The sequence below is a fragment of the Sediminibacillus massiliensis genome (assembly GCF_900156915.1).
GTDB lineage: Bacteria > Bacillota > Bacilli > Bacillales > Amphibacillaceae > Sediminibacillus_A > Sediminibacillus_A massiliensis.
On sequence record NZ_LT732535.1, the window covers coordinates 1374465 to 1392342 of the forward strand.

The window sequence follows — 17878 nt, forward strand, 5'->3', positions numbered from 1 at the left end:
TCTTTAATTAATGTAAAAATTTCACTTAATCCTGTTTCCATTACAATATAACAAGTTTTTGACTTTGTTCTAAAATAAACCAAATTGAGAGTAATTCCCATTTACTATAATATTTGGCAATGAAATATCATACAAATACATTCCTACTATTACCTAATAGTAATATGTTGATTATTATGTTATTTTAAGTGCTAATACAAAGAATATTATAACAAAAAATTGATAGACCAAAAAAAATAGCAGACTAATCACTAAGCGACTTAGTATGCTATTTCACTTATGGATTTAGGTTTTCTCCATAGAAAGTGAATTACTTAATTTCACCCAAGGAGGCTTATATAATGACACATGTATTATGGCCTGAAGGTGCCCCATTTCATCTTGCTGATCAGGACTATTCTCCAAGTCTTGTCTCCTATCTTGTCGATCGACAAGAAAAACATGGAGCTATCATTATTTGTCCTGGCGGAGGATATCAACATCGAGCCCCTCACGAAGGTGAACCTGTCGCAAAATGGTTGAACGGTTTAGGCATTTCAGCGTTTGTACTAAACTATCGTGTATCCCCTTTTAGACACCCTGCTCCATTGGCAGATGCTCAACGCGCGATAAGATATGTCCGCAGTAATGCCGACGAGTGGAACATTGATAGAAATAGAGTCGGCATATTGGGGTTTTCAGCAGGGGGGCATCTGGCATCGACAGCATCCACCCACTTTGAGCAAGGCTGCTATGAAGCAGTGGATAAAATTGATTCGGAAAACTGCCGTCCTGATATTACTGTTCTTTGTTATCCGGTTATTTCATTTACCCAGCACTTTCATGAAGGTTCCTCCAACAATTTACTAGGTGAAAATGCCCCTGAACAACTACGAAGCTCCTTATCGAACGAATACAATGTTTCCTCGGATGTGCCACCTGCCTTTTTATGGCATACGGCTGATGATGAAGCAGTGCCAGTGGAGAACAGCATGCTCTATGCACAAGCTTTAAGCAAACACGGCATCCCTTTTGAAATGCACATTTTTCCTCATGGAAGGCACGGATTGGGACTAGCTGAAAATGAACCTGAGGTCAGAAAATGGAGTGAGTTGTGTGGGAGCTGGCTTGGTAAGCAAGGGTTTTAAATTTGATAAAAAGGATAGTCAGTCCTCCAATCAAACTGACTATCCTTTCCATTTCTATCTAAATCGACTATTACTAATCTACACATCACGCCTTTTAAAACTATAGATGGAAAGAAGTACGGCAATGACACCGTAAATTACCGCATACCAAACCATCACATTACTAGGACTGGATACACTCGTAAACATCCCGCCCTGGGCAAACGACAATGGATTATCCGTCGTATCAAACAGCAAGATGGTCATTTTACGGTACATGGAGTCAATCGGAAAAACGAGACTCATAATAATACCGGTATTCTCCAAACTCGTTTTTTCTATCAGGGCACCGATTTGCTCGATAAATCCCCCGATAAAAGCAGCCCCATACATGATAATGGCCACAATTCCTGCATTTAATGTTGTCATTCGTGTACTTAATAATAAACCGAACCCAATCAAAACAAACGGCTGAATCGCAAACACACTTACGGCTTTGATCACCTGCATCGGTTTGATGTCCAATGCCATCAAGTCTCCTCCAATCCCTTGGTGAAGAAGGAGGATACTGAGAAATAAACCGACTGCATATCCAACCATTAGGAGTGCTAATCCTATAAACTTTCCAAATACAAATTGAGATCTTGAAATCGGACGCATCAACCAGGTATCAATTTGATGGCTTGAAACTTCACCTGAGATTGCACTAACACTAGACAATATCGCAAGCAAGGCTGTAATAAATGAGGAAAAATAAAGACCGATTCCTAAAAGCTGTGAAGCGAAAAACTGTTGCATTAAAATAGCATCTGTCCCTTGAGCTTCATCTGCCACAATATCCGCTGATTCCTTAGCAGCAAAATAAATGGCTGTCCCATAAAGACACAGAAAAACAAAGGTCATAATGATTGTAATTAAAAAAATCCGCTTTGATATAATCTCCTTAGAGGTCAACTTAGTGATTGTCCACATAAGCGTTCTCCTTTTTCTGATTCACCCAATGCAAGAACACATCCTCTAAATGAGGTATGATCGGTTTAACTTCATAAATAGCAATTCGATTAGAAGATAAGTAATCGATAAATTTTGGTATATCGGATTCGTTTTCAAGCTGAACCACCCACCGTGTACGCGTTTCTTCCTCTTTTACTTTTTGATAATGCACCACAAATGAAGGCAGCGGCACATTTATAGGCTTATCTGTTACAATTTCTACTTTTGCTTCGGCCATCATCAATTCCCGCCAAGGCCCTTGTACCACCATTTCTCCTTGGTGGACAATCGAGACATGGTCGCATACAGACTCTACTTCATATAACAAATGACTATTCAGAAAAACTGTTTTTCCTTGTTCGCGAAGATAAAGCATGAGATCCCGGACATCTTTTCGCCCAATTGGATCTAGTGCAGAAGTGGGCTCATCAAGAAAAACTACTTTTGGATCATTTAAAATCGCGCATGCAAGTCCGATTCGTTGGGACATTCCCTTTGAAAACCCGCTGATCTTTCCGTTTTCTCTTCCAGTCATTCCGACTAACTCTACTACTTCTTCAATTCTTTTTCTTCGGTTCCGAACTGGTATCTTACATAATTCAGCATGACTTTCCAACAATTGCTTTCCTGTCAACCAGTCTGGATAACGGAATAATTCAGGTAAGTATCCCACTTGTTCCCGCGACTTTGTGGTTCCGATCGGTTCTCCGAGAATATAACCTTCCCCACTCGTCGGTTGCAATAATCCAAGAAGCGTACGGACGAATGTACTTTTTCCGGAGCCATTGGGTCCTAAAAATCCATACACAATCCCCTCACCGATGGATAATGTCACATCTGAAATGCCGCCTTTCCCATTGTATGTTTTCGTCAAAGATTTCGTCTGAATAACGTTCATCAGCTTCCTCCAAACTATATATTAAGAAAAGTTCAGAGAGTACCAGACTGCTCTGAACTTTTCATTTTAATTAATTTGCCTGCCTAAATGAATTAGTTCATCCACACCTATTTTACTTTCAGAAGTGAGCATATGAATATCCCCATTTTCCTGCCACACAAGCGATGAATTCTGTTCACTTTCCATTACCAAACCCTGAGCTTCACCTACGTGAACCTCACTGACTTTAGATTGCTCCGTTTCTACATATGGGATTGGTAATGTCGTTCCAATATCCTCAATTCCCGCAAGCTGTGTCTTTACATTTTCAGGTATAAACGGCAGAGAGAGCAGTGTAGCTCTCAACTCATCGACCGACACTCCTTTCGGGACTTTCAGTTCCGGAGACTTTGTATGCCTATATGAGATTTGCTGGTCTTTCAACATGTAAACTGCTTCAAGCACATCAAATGTTGATACAGAGAATGGCTTTCCATCTAATAATGCATCAAATTGATGTTTTGATCCCAACTGGGTCAATAATTGATTCGCTTTTTCTACATTCAGGGTAAAGGTTATCGTTGAGGCTGGAATTACATTGACTCCCTCAACATCAAACTCGTCTAATTCAGGTACCGTATAGCCAGCTTTTTCAGCTGATTCAATCGTCCCAAAGCTTTTCGGCTCTCCAGCCGCCTCTGACATTTCCAGCTTTCCAATCCCCTTCAGGTCGATCGCTCCAGCTTCATTTTGACTAACCCAATTCTCGATTTCGCTTATGTCATTTTGCGTCAGCTTTACCATTTCAAATTGATCCACACGGAACAACGATAACAATTGATTCGCTCCCACCTGAACTTGCGGAATTGCGAGTGAGCTGAAGATAGCTGCTGCAGCGACTCCTGAAATAAGTAAACGTTTTGTTTTGATTTTCATTGCGCTCCATTCCTTTCTGATTTTCAAATCCTTCTTTTCTACTTCTTATTGATTTGGAGGGTGCTGAAAATTATTCTCGAATTTTGCCCATGCCTGTTCTATGACCATTAAATTTCGAACACTATGAGCATAATTTAGCTTAAATCAATCCTGAAACGTTCCACTCTTTGACGGATTGTCGGGATTTCCCGACAAGTTCGCCCCCACCTCCATCACCGGTTCCTCCCTTCCAAGAGCTCTCACAATAAGGACACCAGAATAGATAATTTTGTGACAGTGTTAATAATAATTTTTCTTTTGGTCGTCTTGTATCCCCCCATACCGTCTCGCGCGTTGACGATATGCTTCCAATGCATGCACAAATTCCTTCTCGGAAAACTCCGGCCATAGAACATCGGTAAACCAGAACTCCGTGTAGGCCAGCTGCCAAAGCAGGAAATTGCTCAAGCGTTGTTCCCCACCCGTGCGAATGAGCAAGTCAGGGTCTTTCATGCCGTCTGTGTCCAGATATCTTGAAAATTGCTGTTCATCCAGTTCGTCAAGTGACATTTCCCCATTGTCTATATCCATGAGCAACACTTTCATCGCTTTCAGAATCTCATGTCTGCTTCCATAGTTGAGGGCAAAATTTAGCTGTAGTCCGTCATTATCCCGGGTTCGGTCAATCGCATACTGTACAGCTTCCCGAGTATGGACCGGAAGATTCGCCATATCACCGATTGCCTCAATACGCACATTATTAGAGATTAAGTCTGGAAGATAAATAGATAGAAACTCCTTTGGAAGTCTCAGTATTGTATCTACCTCGGACTTTGGACGTTTCCAGTTTTCTGTGGAAAAGGTATAAAGGGTCAGAACCTTCACTTTGCATTTGACCGCTGCCTTGACAATTTTCACTACGGTAGAAATCCCTTCTTTATGACCGGCAACTCTGGGCATGCCCCGCTTTTTTGCCCAGCGCCCGTTTCCGTCCATGATGATGGCTACATGGTCCGGTGTATTTTGATCCGGATAGTGCATATTGAATGCTCCCGGTTGTTTATTATTGAAAAAAGGAATTTTCATTGACTCTCGCCTCCCGAAATCTTGTAGATCTCTTCCATTTTTCTTCGAGTAATATTAAAGGTGTAAAAAGCACTCATTAATTCTTTGTCATTTGAAATTTACCATACTTTTTATCGATAAACAATAAATTTTTATTATAAATTATATATGTTTTATTTTATTATAGATAATTTTTATTGAAAATAAGCAAAATTAATGCCCCCTTGTCTAGTATCAAGAGGGCATTTTCCATAAAACTACCTTATACTTTCCCTGCAGGTCTATCTTTCGACTTATCTGCTTCCCCGGCGTTCCGGCTGGCCTTTTCTCTGTTTTCAGCCATTTCTTCAACTGTCTTCACTTTTAATCGCGCAGCGCCATTATAGTCTTTCACCGGAAGCAATTCGTCTGTCCGCAATCTGTATTTGGCCTGTTCAATCGCTTCGGTGTACTGGGGCAGCCAGTCTTCTCCAGCGACGAGCATTTCATCGACCATTTGCCAGATTTCCTTGGGATTGCAGACTGCCCCGACGAGCGGGTCCATCATCATCGCCTGGCGCAGCAGCTTGTCATCCCCATTAACGGCAGCTTCCACGGATAATCTCTGTACGGAAATACTCACATTGCAAACCGCTGCACACCCTAACGGCAGGTCTCCAACTTTTGGCATATTGATGCCATTTCTATCTACATAGCCGGGAGCTTCGATGATGGCATCATCCGGCAAATTGGAAATGATGCCGCTGTTCACTGTGTTAAAGTGTCCGCGATACAACCGGCCTGTCTCAAGTCCCTCCACTATATAGGAACCATGTTCTTCTCCACGGTTTTCCGGTTTATACTCAAAAGCGGGCTCCTTCAGCCAGTTAGGAAAATCCGTTTCAAACCAGTTCCGCCCTTCTGTACAAACACGCAAGTATCCACCTGTTTCACCGTTAATCCACGAACCGAGGTCGATCCATTCCTTGATTTCCTTTGTCCTTTTACGGTACCATGGCACGTATTCACTAAGATGTCCATTCGATTCGGTGCTGTAATAGCCAAACCTTCTAAGCATATCGATTCTCACTTTTTCAGTACGGCTGTATTCGGGATGGTTTTCGAAAGCTTCCAGCAGTCCGCCTGTGAGATCCTTACCTTGATGGTTGATTTTTATGTACCATGTCTGGTGGTTGATTCCTGCACATACAATATCCACGTCTTCTTTCTCCAGACCAAACACTTCTGCAATCTGTTTGTGACCGTTCTGTACACCATGGCACAGTCCAATGGTATTTACCCGGCCATATTTGTTGCATGCCCACATCATCATCGCCATCGGATTGGCGTAATTCAGTAGAAGGCAGTCATCATGAGCTACTTCGCGGATATCCTTGCAAATATCCAGCACCTCCGCAATCCCGCGCTGGCCATACATGATGCCACCGGCACTCAGCGTGTCACCCACACACTGATCGACGCCATATTTCAGCGGAATCTCGATATCCGTTTGGAAAGCTTCAAGTCCCCCGATCCGCACAACATTGAAAATATACTTCGCTCCCTGTAGTGCCTGGCGGCGATTAGTTGTCGCCTCAATCGTGATATCCAATCCATTTGCTTCGATGTCCCGTTGACAAAGTTGTGTCACCATATCCAGATTTTTATCGTTGATATCGGTGAAAGATACATCAATGTCCCGAAATTCTTTTACAGCCAGCAAATCCCTAAGCAGCCCGCGAGTAAATCCAATACTTCCAGCACCCATAAATGCAACTTTGAATGACATGAACATCCTCCTTAAGTGGTTTGTATATAATGGTACCATAGCGCACTTGTAAGCGCTTTAAATAAATCTCTGAATAACTGCCTTTTTTGAAGAAAAGCACAGAAACCAAATTCCAATTTATGTTAAAATATACCTTAGGTTAACGTAATGAATAAGGCTTTTGTTCAGGGAGGAAGAAATGAAAATAGTCTTAGAAACACTGCGGTTTATTTTTATATTTTTTATACTCTCGACGATTTTTTCCGGGATTTATCACCTTGCTTTTTCGGAAACGATGTCAGACGCTGAAAAGTATAGTTGGTGTATATTTGCTGTCTCTTTTATCTTTATGTTGGTTCTATATGGAAGAATGGGGTGGGGGAAGGTATTTAACAAAAAGATTCTCTGGGCTTCCGTTACTTTTATTGTTCTTCTTACCTTGATAATCCCAGATGTTTCTCCTGCCCAATTGCATTCCGGTGTGTACGTTTATTCGTATGGTTTTCCCTTTAAGTTTTTCACCTTACATGTAGAGGATGGGACCAAATTCGTACTCACAAATCTTTTTTCAGAAGGAATGACTACTTGGCATGCGGACATGTGGATGTTTGTGAATTTTATATTGTTTTATATGTGTTTTCATTTTATATCTAGGAACTTCTCTACTAAAGCTTTCCTAAATAAGGAAAATTAATAAATGCCAACTTGAAGGTGATCTATTGAAAAAAATGGTTTACTGTTTATTTAAACTGATGGAATTCCCTCTGATATTGGCGTTAGGTTTATTAGTTACAATCTTCATCTTAAAACCACTATATGAGGGCTCAGGAATCCTGTTTATAGGGAATGTATGGGTTAACTGGTTCGGCGTATCTTATATGCTTTTCGTCTTATATAACTTGATTTTTGGATTGTTTTTAAGGATGGAAACAGAAAATAACTTATTCAGACAACGTCTTTCTTCTGTACTCTTTTGGCTGCCTTTCCTTTGGGCTAGTTATGTTGTTTTTATCCCTTTTGTAAAAGGGGAAAACCCATTCTAGACACAAAAAAATACAAACAGAACACCCGGTTCAATCCCCGCGTGTTCTGTTTGTATGAAAATAGCATCTTCTCCTACGAGATTAACTTCAATCCAACTGCCGATGAAAGAATGATACAAATGAACAAAATCCGCTTCCATTCTTTAGGTTCATCATATAAGATCATTCCCATCACAGTAGAACCGACCGTCCCGATACCTGTCCAAATGGCGTACACCGTACCCATCGGCAGAGTTTGCATGGCATAGGAAAGCAGCGCGAGGCTAACTCCAAAGGTGACGATGCAATAGACCAATGCATCCCACTTTTTCATTGCCAACCTCTTGATATTGATAACTCCCAATACTTCACAGATTCCTGCTATAATAATTGCCGACCAGGCCATTAGGCTGTCCCCTCCCTTTCAGAAGGTTCACCGGAAACTTTCTTCAACCCAATCACCCCAATTAGAAGCAAGCCGATCAACAGAACTTTTAACAGTTTGAAAGGCTCTCCAAATACGACAATTTCCACTATTACGGTTCCCGCTGTCCCCAGACCTGCAAAAATAGCATACACGGTTCCAATGGGAAGGTATTTCGCAGAAACGGGTAAGAGAATAAAAGTCGTGATAATGGCCAGTATGGTCAAACTCCATTCTAACAGGTTCCCGGCATGTTTCAGACCTGCCACCCAACACACTTCAAAAAGGGAGGCGAGTAACACATACATCCAATATTTATTCATCTTTCTTTCTCCTTTTCAATCGATGTGATTCCTTGCCAATAAATGGGGAACGAGGCGTTCACACGTTCAAAGTATTTATTTTTACCTGTAAACAGCAGCTCGATTACCACACCATCAATCAAGGTGATATAAGCCAGAGATGCGTTGTGAATATCGACGCCGTTTAATTCTCCACTTTCTTGGTGGTTTTGCATCAGCTTCTTTAAAAGACGCTGCATGCCCTCAATGAAAGCATTCACTATTTTGGCCACTTCGAACTTCAGGTTCCACGGTGGAAAAAAACACATTCTTAATAAAAATTTCACCGTATTGGACTGATTGAATCCCTCTTCAATAAAGTCAAAAAAACCCTTAAGTTTAGCTTTCATGGATTTATGCTTGGAAGTTTGGAAATACACAAGTATCCTTCTTCTTTCCACATCGAATACATATCGGACAACGGTCAAAAACAAATCGTCCTTCCCCTTGTAATGAGAATAAATGGTCGGTTTCTTAATCCCTGCCTCTTTGGCAATTTCACTTAAGGAAGCACCCTCATACCCATAATTAGCAAAATGCGAAAGAGCAACATCCCGTATTTTGACAGCACTCATAATTTCACCTACCTACCGTTCGGTTGGGTAGATTTTCTCACCTTTATTATTGTTTGTCAAATTTACCAGCATCAAAAAAAAGAACTTGAAAATCAAGTTCTTTAAATAAGTTCTATTTTCTGTTTCAACTGTAATCGCTTTTAAAAACCCTATAAACGCTATCCAATGAATTTTCTTTAAGCAAACATTTTATTCCAACGCCATATTCACTGCTTCAATCGCATGAATAGCTGCCGTATCGAACAATGGAACTGCTGATTCTTCCTGCTTAACTAATAATCCTATTTCCGTGCATCCGAGGATGATTCCATCAGCTCCATTGCCAACTAGATGTTCGATGACTTTTTTATAATAATCTTTTGAAGACTGGTTAATATGTCCCTTACATAACTCATCAAAAATAATGCTGTTCACTTTATTCCATTCTTCTTTATTCGGTACCACGACTTTGATTCCATGGGATTCTATCTTGGATCTGTAATAATCTTGTTCCATCGTATATTTTGTCCCCAGTAGTCCAACAGTGTTTACCTTAAACTTTTTAACTTCATCTGCTGTTGCATCAGCAATATGCAAAATAGGTATGTTCACCTTTTCTTCAATATACTCAACTACTTTGTGCATCGTATTCGTGCAAAGAACAATAAAATCCGCGCCTGCTTTTTGTAAAGAAGATGCTATTTCTCCTAATCTTTCCCCGGCACTTTTCCAATCCCCTTCAGCCTGCCAGCGCTCAATCTCGGCAAAATCGACACTATATAACAAACATTTGGCGGAATGTAACCCACCTAATCTTCGTTTTACTTCTTCATTAATAATCCGATAATACTCTAAAGAAGACTCCCAACTCATTCCTCCTATAAGTCCAATCGTTTTCACAAACATCCCCCCCGAATTTGCAAATACCCATCCCTGCATCACCTTAAATTATCACGTAACCAATCATAAGACTTCCTGCCGCTTACTTCATGTTTCCCTGGAAAAATATCACAAGCAAGCCATGCCTTTCCCGTCCCAGTCCTGATAAATTTTTTTCAAGCGGGATAGTGCTGTTCGTACATGTTCCACTGGAAAAATCGGATCCTCTTCACCAGCTTCAACAAATAAAGGCCTTGGCGCAATAAGTCCGATAATGTCGGGAAGTTCGGCATATCTCAAGATGCCGGGTAAATAGTTATCGATACAGTGATGCATGGCCATAATGCTTCCTTTGAACGTATTGGTAAAACCGCTCAGAACCGTTGCTTTGACTCTTTCATCAAGGGCTGCTGTAAAGGCGGCGACCATGCCCCCCTCCTGAAAAACCCATGATTCCTGTACTGTCTTTTTGCGCATCTGAATATGTATCGATTAAATCAAGAACTCTCATAGTTTCAAATATTCGTAGTCCAGCCAAAGTGCGTCCGCTCATTAATAATTGAACGGCCATTAATTCGCACGAACAGGGCATGTCATTCTGTTTGTCACGGGACAGCATCCTGTCCCCGAACCCGATTAATTCCGGGGCAATTACCTTCACCCCCGTTCCACGAGTTGAACGCCAAAATGCTGGTGGCCTCCGGTTGTCCCGTGGTCTTCCAGGTCATGTTCTGTCAAACCTACGATTGCCCGGCTGCCATATCCATGTCCATGTAAAGCCAGAACTGCCGGGTGTGTGTCTTGCTCGTCTTTTGGCGTTAATACATAAACAGGGACCCACAAATCTTCCGCCGTCTGGAATGCTATCCTTTCACGCACAAAACTGTCCAATTCTTGTCGTTGCAACAGGATTGGCTGAACGTTTTTCACTTCTCCGCCAACCTCGGGGAAATCACCAAGAGATTCAGAAAGCCCCTGTCGAATATATTTTTTCGCTTCCGGGTTATCAACAAAACGTTTTTGATCTGCTACCGTTTTCCGATAAAGTGATTCAAAAAAAAATTCTTGGTTAAAATCCATCCTTGATCCCCTTTTTGTTCCATTTTCGGATCATCAAACTCTCCTCGATTAGAAGTCGTGACTTAATGCTGCTTAGCCTTATTTTACCCTCTCAGCTAGATTTGTCATCCATTAATCTTTATAAATGAAGGCTGATGCCCCGATTGAAACTAAATCCGAAAAAAACTACCGATTTCGGGAAGAAAATAGGTAGTTTATTATTGCGGAAAGGCTTCTTTCTTCGACACTCTCACCATTTCACCGGGAAAGAATTTATTAAAATATTTTTTTACTTTTATATGCAAATTATGCTGATACCATTTTTCTAAACCATTTTCTTGAAAAAGCGCCGGCATTCCTAGTCTTTCTGATCGTTTCCCCATTGCTCCGTCTCCAATACTCAAAGTGTCTATCCAGATGTGATCGACTATGCCTGCCAATGTTTTTGGAAAATCAGGGGTAAATGGTAAAACGGGAGAAATGGAGGCTTGGGTCGTTATCCCCGCATCATGTACTTCCTTCAAAGCTTTTAATCGTAATTTGATTCCGGGAGCATAGGGAGCAAACACTCTCTTGATATCTTCCCTATCTGTTTCGATTGTCACAGATACTATGACCTTGCATTTCTCTTTTAATTTGAGCAGCAAGTCGATATCCCTTGTAATGAGCGGTCCGCGTGTTTGTACTTGGAGAAAATCAGGAGGATTGATAATCATTTCCTCCAGCAGTTCTCTCGTTATTTCCGCTTTACGTTCAATTGGTTGATAGGGATCTGTGGCAGAAGACATGAAGATGTTCACCGACTTGGCTTTCTTCCGAAGTTTCTCTATTTCTTTACGGTAACTTTCAGCGGCATTTTTCTTAATAGTTACCCATTCTCCCCAAGGAATCTCTTTGAATCTTTGAATGGGCATTTCTCTCACATAACAATATCGGCAGGAAAAGCCACAACCACTATATGGATTCAAGGAATGGGTAAAACCAACATCCAGATATCCCTTTGCTTCTGTCAATATATTCCTTGCAATTGTTTCTTGTATGGAAATCTCCATAACTAATCCCGCCCCCTTTCCATATCTTTCCTGAACAGCCTTTCTGCTAAGCCATACCACTATATCTTGCAACCTAGTCAACAGTCAATGGCCAAGAAACCCAGTTTACAAGAAGTCTCTCCCGGTAACCCGCCTGACCGCCTTGTTAAAATCTTCCCATTCATCCGGAAATTGATTATCTCCGTGCTTTTTCAGGTTCTTTCCATCTCTAACAAGCTCCACTTCCCACTGGGTGCCATCCATTATACCTGGATTAGGATAATCAGCCCGCCAATCCAAAAGCTGTACTTTTTTCAAGTCATTCTTGAAATTTTGCATAGCATTTTCTTTTACCGTCTTCTTATCGGAATCGACCTTCTCTCCCTGCTCATAATGCTCCCAGGTCACTGTTCCTGAAGTGAACTCTATTTCTACATGGGAATGGCCACCGAAAAATCCCCCCACCGAAGCCTTTACCCCTTTTATCCTGGCATATGCCGCTTCAATGGCTTGTTCCTTATTCCACTCTTGTTCGCATTCCACACAGTAATATTCCGGCCCGTTTTCCAAAATGCTGCATCCGCTAAGCTTTATTTGACCTTCCGCTCTTTGGAAGATCTCCGTATTCGGCATCCCGTAAATAATTTTCTGGACATTTCCCGATCCACAATTCGGGCATTGTCTATAGTTAATGGCCATTTGTTTCCCCGCTTCCCGGAATAATCTCTTTCTACTATTATACAAAAAAATACCGAATACATTTAATCTAGTACCCTACTCTCCTGGAGTCCACCTCTTCCTGCTGTCTTCCGGATAATCCACCCCATCCGGATAGCTGATCAACTCCAGCAACATACCCCAGGGCGCCTGTCCATAAACCGTAACATTTCTTGGACCAGATTCAACTCCGGGCAATGGGAAAGGTTCGGACAACAAACATCCTCCCGCTGTCTGGAATTTTTCCGTGGCAGAACCTATGTCATCCACATACAACGCAAGATGGGTCAATCCGTACCCAGGCAGCTGGACCGGTTCTGTCTGTTCAGCCTTGCCGATTTGAAACAGTTCGATGTTGCTGCTATTTCCGAGGCGAAGCAGACGTATGTGGTAAATCTCCGCTCCCTCAGGCAAACCAAGGTGATGCTCAGCTTTCACCCCTTTTTGGGAAGACTGGTCCGGAGTCAGTACGTCATAACAGATCTCTGCCCCAAATGCTTTTTGAAAGAAATCTGTAGCTTGATCGATGTCCGGTACCGTAATACCTGCATGCTCTATTCCTCGTGTCATAATTTCTCCTCCTCTTATATCGTCTATAACACTCTTTCCGGATTCCTTCCTGTTTAATCCTGTCACAGTTTATTAAGAGGAAAATGTTCCCTCAATAAAAACATCACTACATTCACTAATTATTTATTGTAAAACGATAAAAAATATATTAAACTCAATATGACAATAAATAAGTGAGGTGCTTTTCATGAAAAAAGGAACAACATTGTTTTTAAAATTAGCAGTTATTCTGATCGGCCTCCCCATTCTCGCTTTGTGCATATTCGTGGTACCTGAGATCGGGAACTTCGCAGCAGAATTATATCCGGATAATGCTTACCTGAAATATCTTGTTTACATCGATTTGTATGCTGCGGCCATCCCCTTTTACTTTGCTCTATATCAAGCTTTTATTCTTTTAACTTATATCGACAAGAACAAAGCGTTCTCGGAAGCCTCAGTAAAAGCGTTGAAGACTATAAAATATTGTGCCATAACCATCAGCGGCTTATTTGTCATCGGCATGCCACTCTTTTACCTTGTGGCGGAGAGGGATGACGCACCGGGTATCATCCTCATTGGAATGGTCCTCATACTTGCATCAATGGTCATTGCGGTCTTTGCCGCTGTTCTACAGAAACTTCTGGAAGATGCAATCGAAATAAAATCAGAAAATGACTTAACGGTCTGAGGTGATAACTATGCCCATAATAATCAATATTGATGTGATGCTGGCAAAAAGGAAAATGAGCGTGACAGAACTTTCGGAAAGGGTCGGAATAACGATGGCCAACCTTTCCATATTGAAAAATGGAAAAGCTAAGGCAATCCGGATATCTACATTAGAGGCAATATGTAAAGCGTTAGACTGCCAGCCCGGTGATATTCTGGAATACCGAAGTGATGAAGACACGCAATAAGCGAAATAATCTTGGGAGGCACCAATCATGAGAGCCATAAAACAACTCATTCATTTTGGTTGGGAGCAGGCTCTGTCGTGTTTGTTCCCTGTCGTCATTTTTGCCTCTTTAGCTGTTACGCAAATCATTCCGCTCCCCTTCCTTCCACGATATGACTGGCTGCTCCTTATCTGCCTGCTGATGCAGTGGGTTATGCTGCAATCTGGACTGGAAACCAGGGATGAATTGAAGGTGATCACCTTGTTCCACCTTATCGGTCTTGCTCTGGAACTTTTCAAGGTGCATATGGGCTCCTGGGCTTATCCGGAAGCAGGATATTCAAAAATTCTCGGGGTGCCATTGTATAGTGGCTTCATGTATGCAAGTGTAGCGAGTTATCTCTGCCAGGCATGGAGAAGGTTGAAAGTTGACCTCATCAACTGGCCGCCGTTTTGGCTGGTTGTGCCTCTGGCAGCTGCTATCTATTTGAACTTTTTCACGCATCATTATTGGATGGATGTCCGTTGGATTTTATCGGTACTTGTCATACTCGTCTTTTGGCGTTCATGGGTGGTATATGAGGTCAATCAATCCCGTTACCGCATGCCTCTGGCACTCTCTTTCGTCTTGATCGGTTTTTTCATTTGGATAGCCGAAAATATCGCGACATTTTTGGGAGCATGGGAATATCCGAACCAATCCGATGCCTGGAGTCTCGTACACTTGGGAAAAGTGAGTTCATGGCTGCTACTGGTAATTGTCAGTTTCCTTATAGTGGCGACATTAAAGAGGGTTAAGCAGGGAAGCTATATGAAGAGAGATTCAAATACAGTTACTGGACTATCTGAGGATGGCAATAAATACAGTCAAATCTAGATCTGTACATGGCAGTGTTACAGTGTATCATACAAACAATAATAAAAAATACTCCCCTTTCAGACAATCTGAAGGAGAGTATTTTTTAATTATTCTTTTATTCTGCCGGTTCAAGATCTTCAATGGATTCGATATCCATGTAAGTCGGTACAACTAATCCGATCTTGGCACCTTTTAGGTTTTCTCCTAAATCCACAAAGTCTTCTTCATACTTTTTATAGAAATCACCATGGGTTGCCGGCATCCATGGAGCAAGGGAAGCGTCGGCATCCCCAGAGGCAATCGCTTCAAACACGACGGATGGATCAACCGGTGTAAGCTTAACGTCGTACCCTTGTTCTTCCAATACAATTTTGGCCACATTGGCTGAAGCACGTTCTGTATCCCAAGGTGTCAGAGCTAATTCAATTGATTCTCCCTCTACGGAGGCTACTCCTTCCGTCCACTCTGCAATTGTGTCCTCATTCTCATCCACCCACTGTTGGGCGGCCTCTTCAAATTCCATTTCCTGTGCAGAAAGCATAACCGATTCCATGTCAGATGATTCCCACTGGAACCTGTCAAGAATTGTATAAGCCTCAGGCATTTCTTCTTCTAAACCTTTTCTTGCAATGGTTTTAATGGATTCTTCGCCACCATAAACGCCTTTTGGATCTTCTAAGTATTTCAAGTCCCATTGAGCAAACATGTAGTGGGGAGACCACCCAGTAACGACTATCGGTTCTTCATTGTCAATCGCATCACCCAACGCTGTCAACATAGCAGCCGTAGATGATTTTTCGTGTTCCCAACCTTCAAGGTTTTCATATTCCGTTACTGCATTATCAGTTGCCTGGGCAATTCCGGCACCAGGCTCAATACCTGTGATGGTGTATTCTGTGGCTTCACCGATACTTGCAGCCGATTCGCCATCTCCACTGTCATCACCCTCATCTTGACCACAGCCAGCTGCTACGAGGGCTAAAGATAATCCAGCAGCAGCTCCTAATCTTTTCCACTTGAAATTAAACATATCTTTGGACACTCCTTCAAATTCACTATTGCTATTCTATTTTTTTATTTGTTCCGTTTCCTATTCCGTCAAAGGCCTGTTCGCGACTTCCTTTATTACTATATCTTTTTTTGCGCATAAAGTTCAAACACTAAATTCAGACGATTTTAAGTAAATAGTACGAACAGTTTAAACTGTATAAAATATTTACGGAACTTTTTATTCATATCCTTTCTTTTTCATCAATTTTCGTCACTATTTGCTATTTGATTTTTCCATACGTAAATGAAGACTTCCACTTAATGAGGATGGTTTGAATTCAATCCGTGGATAGTATTTTGCCGCTAAACAAGAACTTAGACGTAAAAAAGCGGTAATAGAAATTAATTCTACTACCGCCGATCTATGGCTATTCATCATTATTATTTACTCATCGGGTGTCCCCAACGTCATCCCGCCATCAACGACCATTTCCATGCCTGTACAATAAGAGCTTTCGTCAGAGGAAAGAAATGCTATAGCTTTGGCAATTTCGATCGGCTGCCCAATACGCCCTAGTGGTACGGAATCGTAATAAGCAGGAACACCCTCATTCTGGGTTGCCATCTCTGTTTCGATTCCACCAGGATGGACTATATTCACCCGGATTCCTTTCGGGCCTAGTTCAATAGCTGCAGCCTTTGACATAGCAACCACCGCAGCTTTTGTCGCTGCATAAGCAGAAGACCTGCTAATTGGAGCAAAAGCAGATATCGAGACATTATTCACAATAGATCCTTTTTGTTGCTTTTCCATATGTGGAATCACTGCCTGCATCCCCATAAATACTCCTAGTTGATTAACTTGAATCAAATGCTGATAATCATCGAGCGTTATTTCTGTGAACTTTTCTCGTTTTAAACTCCCAGCATTATTCACTAAAACATCAATCTTATTGAACTTATTAACCACTTTGTCGACTGCTGACTTCCACTCCGATTCACTTGTGACATCCAGCTGAACTGGAATTGCTTGCTCTTCACCAATCGTTTTCGCTACTTCTTCAGCCGAGGTGTAACTCCTGGCCCCTACTCCTATCTTAGCCCCTAATGCAGCAAGATGCTGTGCAATAGCCTTTCCTTGCCCGCGGTTGGCACCAGTAACTAAGACGACTTGTTCTTTTAAATCTGGCATTATATTGCTCCTTCGTTTTATAAGCTTTAAACATGCATGTGGATCTTCGGTTTTATGGAATGAAGTCATTCTTTTAAAAAGGAATTCCATCCTTCGTTAAAGAATAGATATGTATAGTAAAATACCTTGTTTTCAAACTAAGCGGGATAAGTGTGACCATTGTCGGTGTCTTAATTTTAATAAACCATCGGATTTTACAGTTAAAGACAAGCCAAGAATAGTCACGCCTAACTTTTATTAGCGCCAAAACTTTGTATAGTCCACTTTATCCTGTATATTAAATTCAATTACTTTCTCCAGCAATTCATAATTCACCGGCTCACTCCAACGGATTCGAAACAAACCTTTTGTAGAACTGTAACCTGCTTTTGAAATATCGTCGGCAAATATAGCCATGGCTGCTTCTTCCGGTGCAAAGCTCATATGATGCTTCGCTGTATCAATGCCGATAATAAACGTGCCATGGTCGGTGAACATTGGTGTATTCCATTTGATTACTGGTTCTAAGTGGGGGAATTTATCAAGAATCCAAGAGAAAATCTCCTGTGCTCTGTCACGATGATCCGGGTTATCAACGCCTGCCAAATATTCTGCAAAGACTTCCATACAGTACCCTCCCAAAATAAGATATCTTTCGCTCAGAGGTAGTCTTTTGAGATA

At 41.6% G+C, this 17878-nt stretch carries 21 protein-coding genes; 4 read left to right on the plus strand and 17 right to left on the minus strand.

Features of this window, described 5'->3' with window-relative positions:
* Positions 1-341: 341 nt before the first annotated feature.
* On the plus strand, positions 342-1127 hold the full coding sequence (locus CZ434_RS07665; protein ID WP_077622585.1) for an alpha/beta hydrolase: 786 nt from the start codon (positions 342-344) through the stop codon (positions 1125-1127).
* A 78-nt stretch (positions 1128-1205) separates the two neighbouring features.
* On the opposite strand, the gene CZ434_RS07670 is transcribed toward CZ434_RS07665, so the two are convergent.
* The 14 genes from CZ434_RS07670 to CZ434_RS07745 form a co-directional block, all read right to left on the minus strand.
* On the minus strand, positions 1206-2078 hold the full coding sequence (locus CZ434_RS07670; protein ID WP_077622586.1) for an ABC transporter permease subunit: 873 nt from the start codon (positions 2076-2078) through the stop codon (positions 1206-1208).
* The gene (locus CZ434_RS07675; protein WP_077622587.1) at positions 2062-2997 is read right to left on the minus strand and encodes an ABC transporter ATP-binding protein; all 936 of its coding nucleotides are present in this window, start codon (positions 2995-2997) and stop codon (positions 2062-2064) included. The genes CZ434_RS07670 and CZ434_RS07675 overlap by 17 nt, the downstream gene beginning before the upstream one ends.
* A 66-nt stretch (positions 2998-3063) precedes the next feature.
* Positions 3064-3912: a DUF4367 domain-containing protein gene (locus CZ434_RS07680; RefSeq protein WP_077622588.1), complete on the minus strand. Its 849-nt coding sequence runs from the start codon at positions 3910-3912 to the stop codon at positions 3064-3066.
* Between the two features lie 279 nt (positions 3913-4191).
* Positions 4192-4977, minus strand: a complete 786-nt coding sequence (locus tag CZ434_RS07685) for an undecaprenyl pyrophosphate synthase (protein ID WP_077622589.1) — start codon at positions 4975-4977, stop codon at positions 4192-4194.
* Positions 4978-5218: 241 nt separating this feature from the next.
* Positions 5219-6724, minus strand: a complete 1506-nt coding sequence (melA, locus tag CZ434_RS07690; protein ID WP_077622590.1) for an alpha-glucosidase/alpha-galactosidase — start codon at positions 6722-6724, stop codon at positions 5219-5221.
* Positions 6725-7819: 1095 nt separating this feature from the next.
* A complete protein-coding gene (locus CZ434_RS07705; RefSeq protein WP_077622592.1) occupies positions 7820-8131 on the minus strand; it encodes a DMT family transporter in 312 nt (103 codons plus the stop codon).
* Positions 8131-8472 carry a DMT family transporter gene (locus CZ434_RS07710; RefSeq protein ID WP_077622593.1) on the minus strand — a complete coding sequence of 114 codons (342 nt, stop codon included), beginning with the start codon at positions 8470-8472 and terminating at the stop codon, positions 8131-8133. The genes CZ434_RS07705 and CZ434_RS07710 overlap by 1 nt, the downstream gene beginning before the upstream one ends.
* On the minus strand, positions 8469-9065 hold the full coding sequence (locus tag CZ434_RS07715; protein WP_077622594.1) for a TetR/AcrR family transcriptional regulator: 597 nt from the start codon (positions 9063-9065) through the stop codon (positions 8469-8471). The genes CZ434_RS07710 and CZ434_RS07715 overlap by 4 nt, the downstream gene beginning before the upstream one ends.
* A 189-nt stretch (positions 9066-9254) precedes the next feature.
* Positions 9255-9944: an aspartate/glutamate racemase family protein gene (locus CZ434_RS07720; protein ID WP_077625113.1), complete on the minus strand. Its 690-nt coding sequence runs from the start codon at positions 9942-9944 to the stop codon at positions 9255-9257.
* A gap of 108 nt (positions 9945-10052) precedes the next feature.
* Entirely contained in the window at positions 10053-10352 is a 300-nt protein-coding gene (locus tag CZ434_RS07725; protein WP_077622595.1) for an alpha/beta hydrolase, read from the minus strand.
* A 228-nt stretch (positions 10353-10580) separates the two neighbouring features.
* Entirely contained in the window at positions 10581-11003 is a 423-nt protein-coding gene (locus tag CZ434_RS07730; RefSeq protein ID WP_077622596.1) for an alpha/beta hydrolase family protein, read from the minus strand.
* 197 nt (positions 11004-11200) lie between these two features.
* Positions 11201-12034 carry an SPL family radical SAM protein gene (locus tag CZ434_RS07735; RefSeq protein WP_077622597.1) on the minus strand — a complete coding sequence of 278 codons (834 nt, stop codon included), beginning with the start codon at positions 12032-12034 and terminating at the stop codon, positions 11201-11203.
* Positions 12035-12139: 105 nt separating this feature from the next.
* Positions 12140-12712: a hypothetical protein gene (locus CZ434_RS07740; protein ID WP_077622598.1), complete on the minus strand. Its 573-nt coding sequence runs from the start codon at positions 12710-12712 to the stop codon at positions 12140-12142.
* Between the two features lie 75 nt (positions 12713-12787).
* Positions 12788-13300, minus strand: a complete 513-nt coding sequence (locus CZ434_RS07745; protein ID WP_077622599.1) for a VOC family protein — start codon at positions 13298-13300, stop codon at positions 12788-12790.
* Between the two features lie 187 nt (positions 13301-13487).
* On the opposite strand from CZ434_RS07745, the gene CZ434_RS07750 reads away from it, so the two are divergent.
* From CZ434_RS07750 to CZ434_RS07760, 3 genes are read left to right on the plus strand one after another with little or no spacing between them, the layout of a single operon-like run.
* Complete coding sequence (locus CZ434_RS07750) at positions 13488-13970, plus strand: DUF2975 domain-containing protein (protein ID WP_077622600.1); 483 nt, start codon at positions 13488-13490, stop codon at positions 13968-13970.
* A 10-nt stretch (positions 13971-13980) separates the two neighbouring features.
* Positions 13981-14199: a helix-turn-helix domain-containing protein gene (locus CZ434_RS07755; RefSeq protein WP_077622601.1), complete on the plus strand. Its 219-nt coding sequence runs from the start codon at positions 13981-13983 to the stop codon at positions 14197-14199.
* A gap of 27 nt (positions 14200-14226) precedes the next feature.
* The gene (locus CZ434_RS07760) at positions 14227-15054 is read left to right on the plus strand and encodes a DUF817 domain-containing protein (RefSeq protein WP_077622602.1); all 828 of its coding nucleotides are present in this window, start codon (positions 14227-14229) and stop codon (positions 15052-15054) included.
* Between the two features lie 97 nt (positions 15055-15151).
* Here CZ434_RS07760 and CZ434_RS07765 read toward each other — a convergent pair whose 3' ends face one another.
* The 3 genes from CZ434_RS07765 to CZ434_RS07775 form a co-directional block, all read right to left on the minus strand.
* Positions 15152-16066: a glycine betaine ABC transporter substrate-binding protein gene (locus CZ434_RS07765; RefSeq protein WP_077622603.1), complete on the minus strand. Its 915-nt coding sequence runs from the start codon at positions 16064-16066 to the stop codon at positions 15152-15154.
* Positions 16067-16471: 405 nt separating this feature from the next.
* On the minus strand, positions 16472-17218 hold the full coding sequence (locus tag CZ434_RS07770; RefSeq protein ID WP_077622604.1) for an SDR family NAD(P)-dependent oxidoreductase: 747 nt from the start codon (positions 17216-17218) through the stop codon (positions 16472-16474).
* A 237-nt stretch (positions 17219-17455) separates the two neighbouring features.
* Positions 17456-17824 carry an iron chaperone gene (locus tag CZ434_RS07775; protein WP_077622605.1) on the minus strand — a complete coding sequence of 123 codons (369 nt, stop codon included), beginning with the start codon at positions 17822-17824 and terminating at the stop codon, positions 17456-17458.
* Positions 17825-17878: the final 54 nt, after the last annotated feature.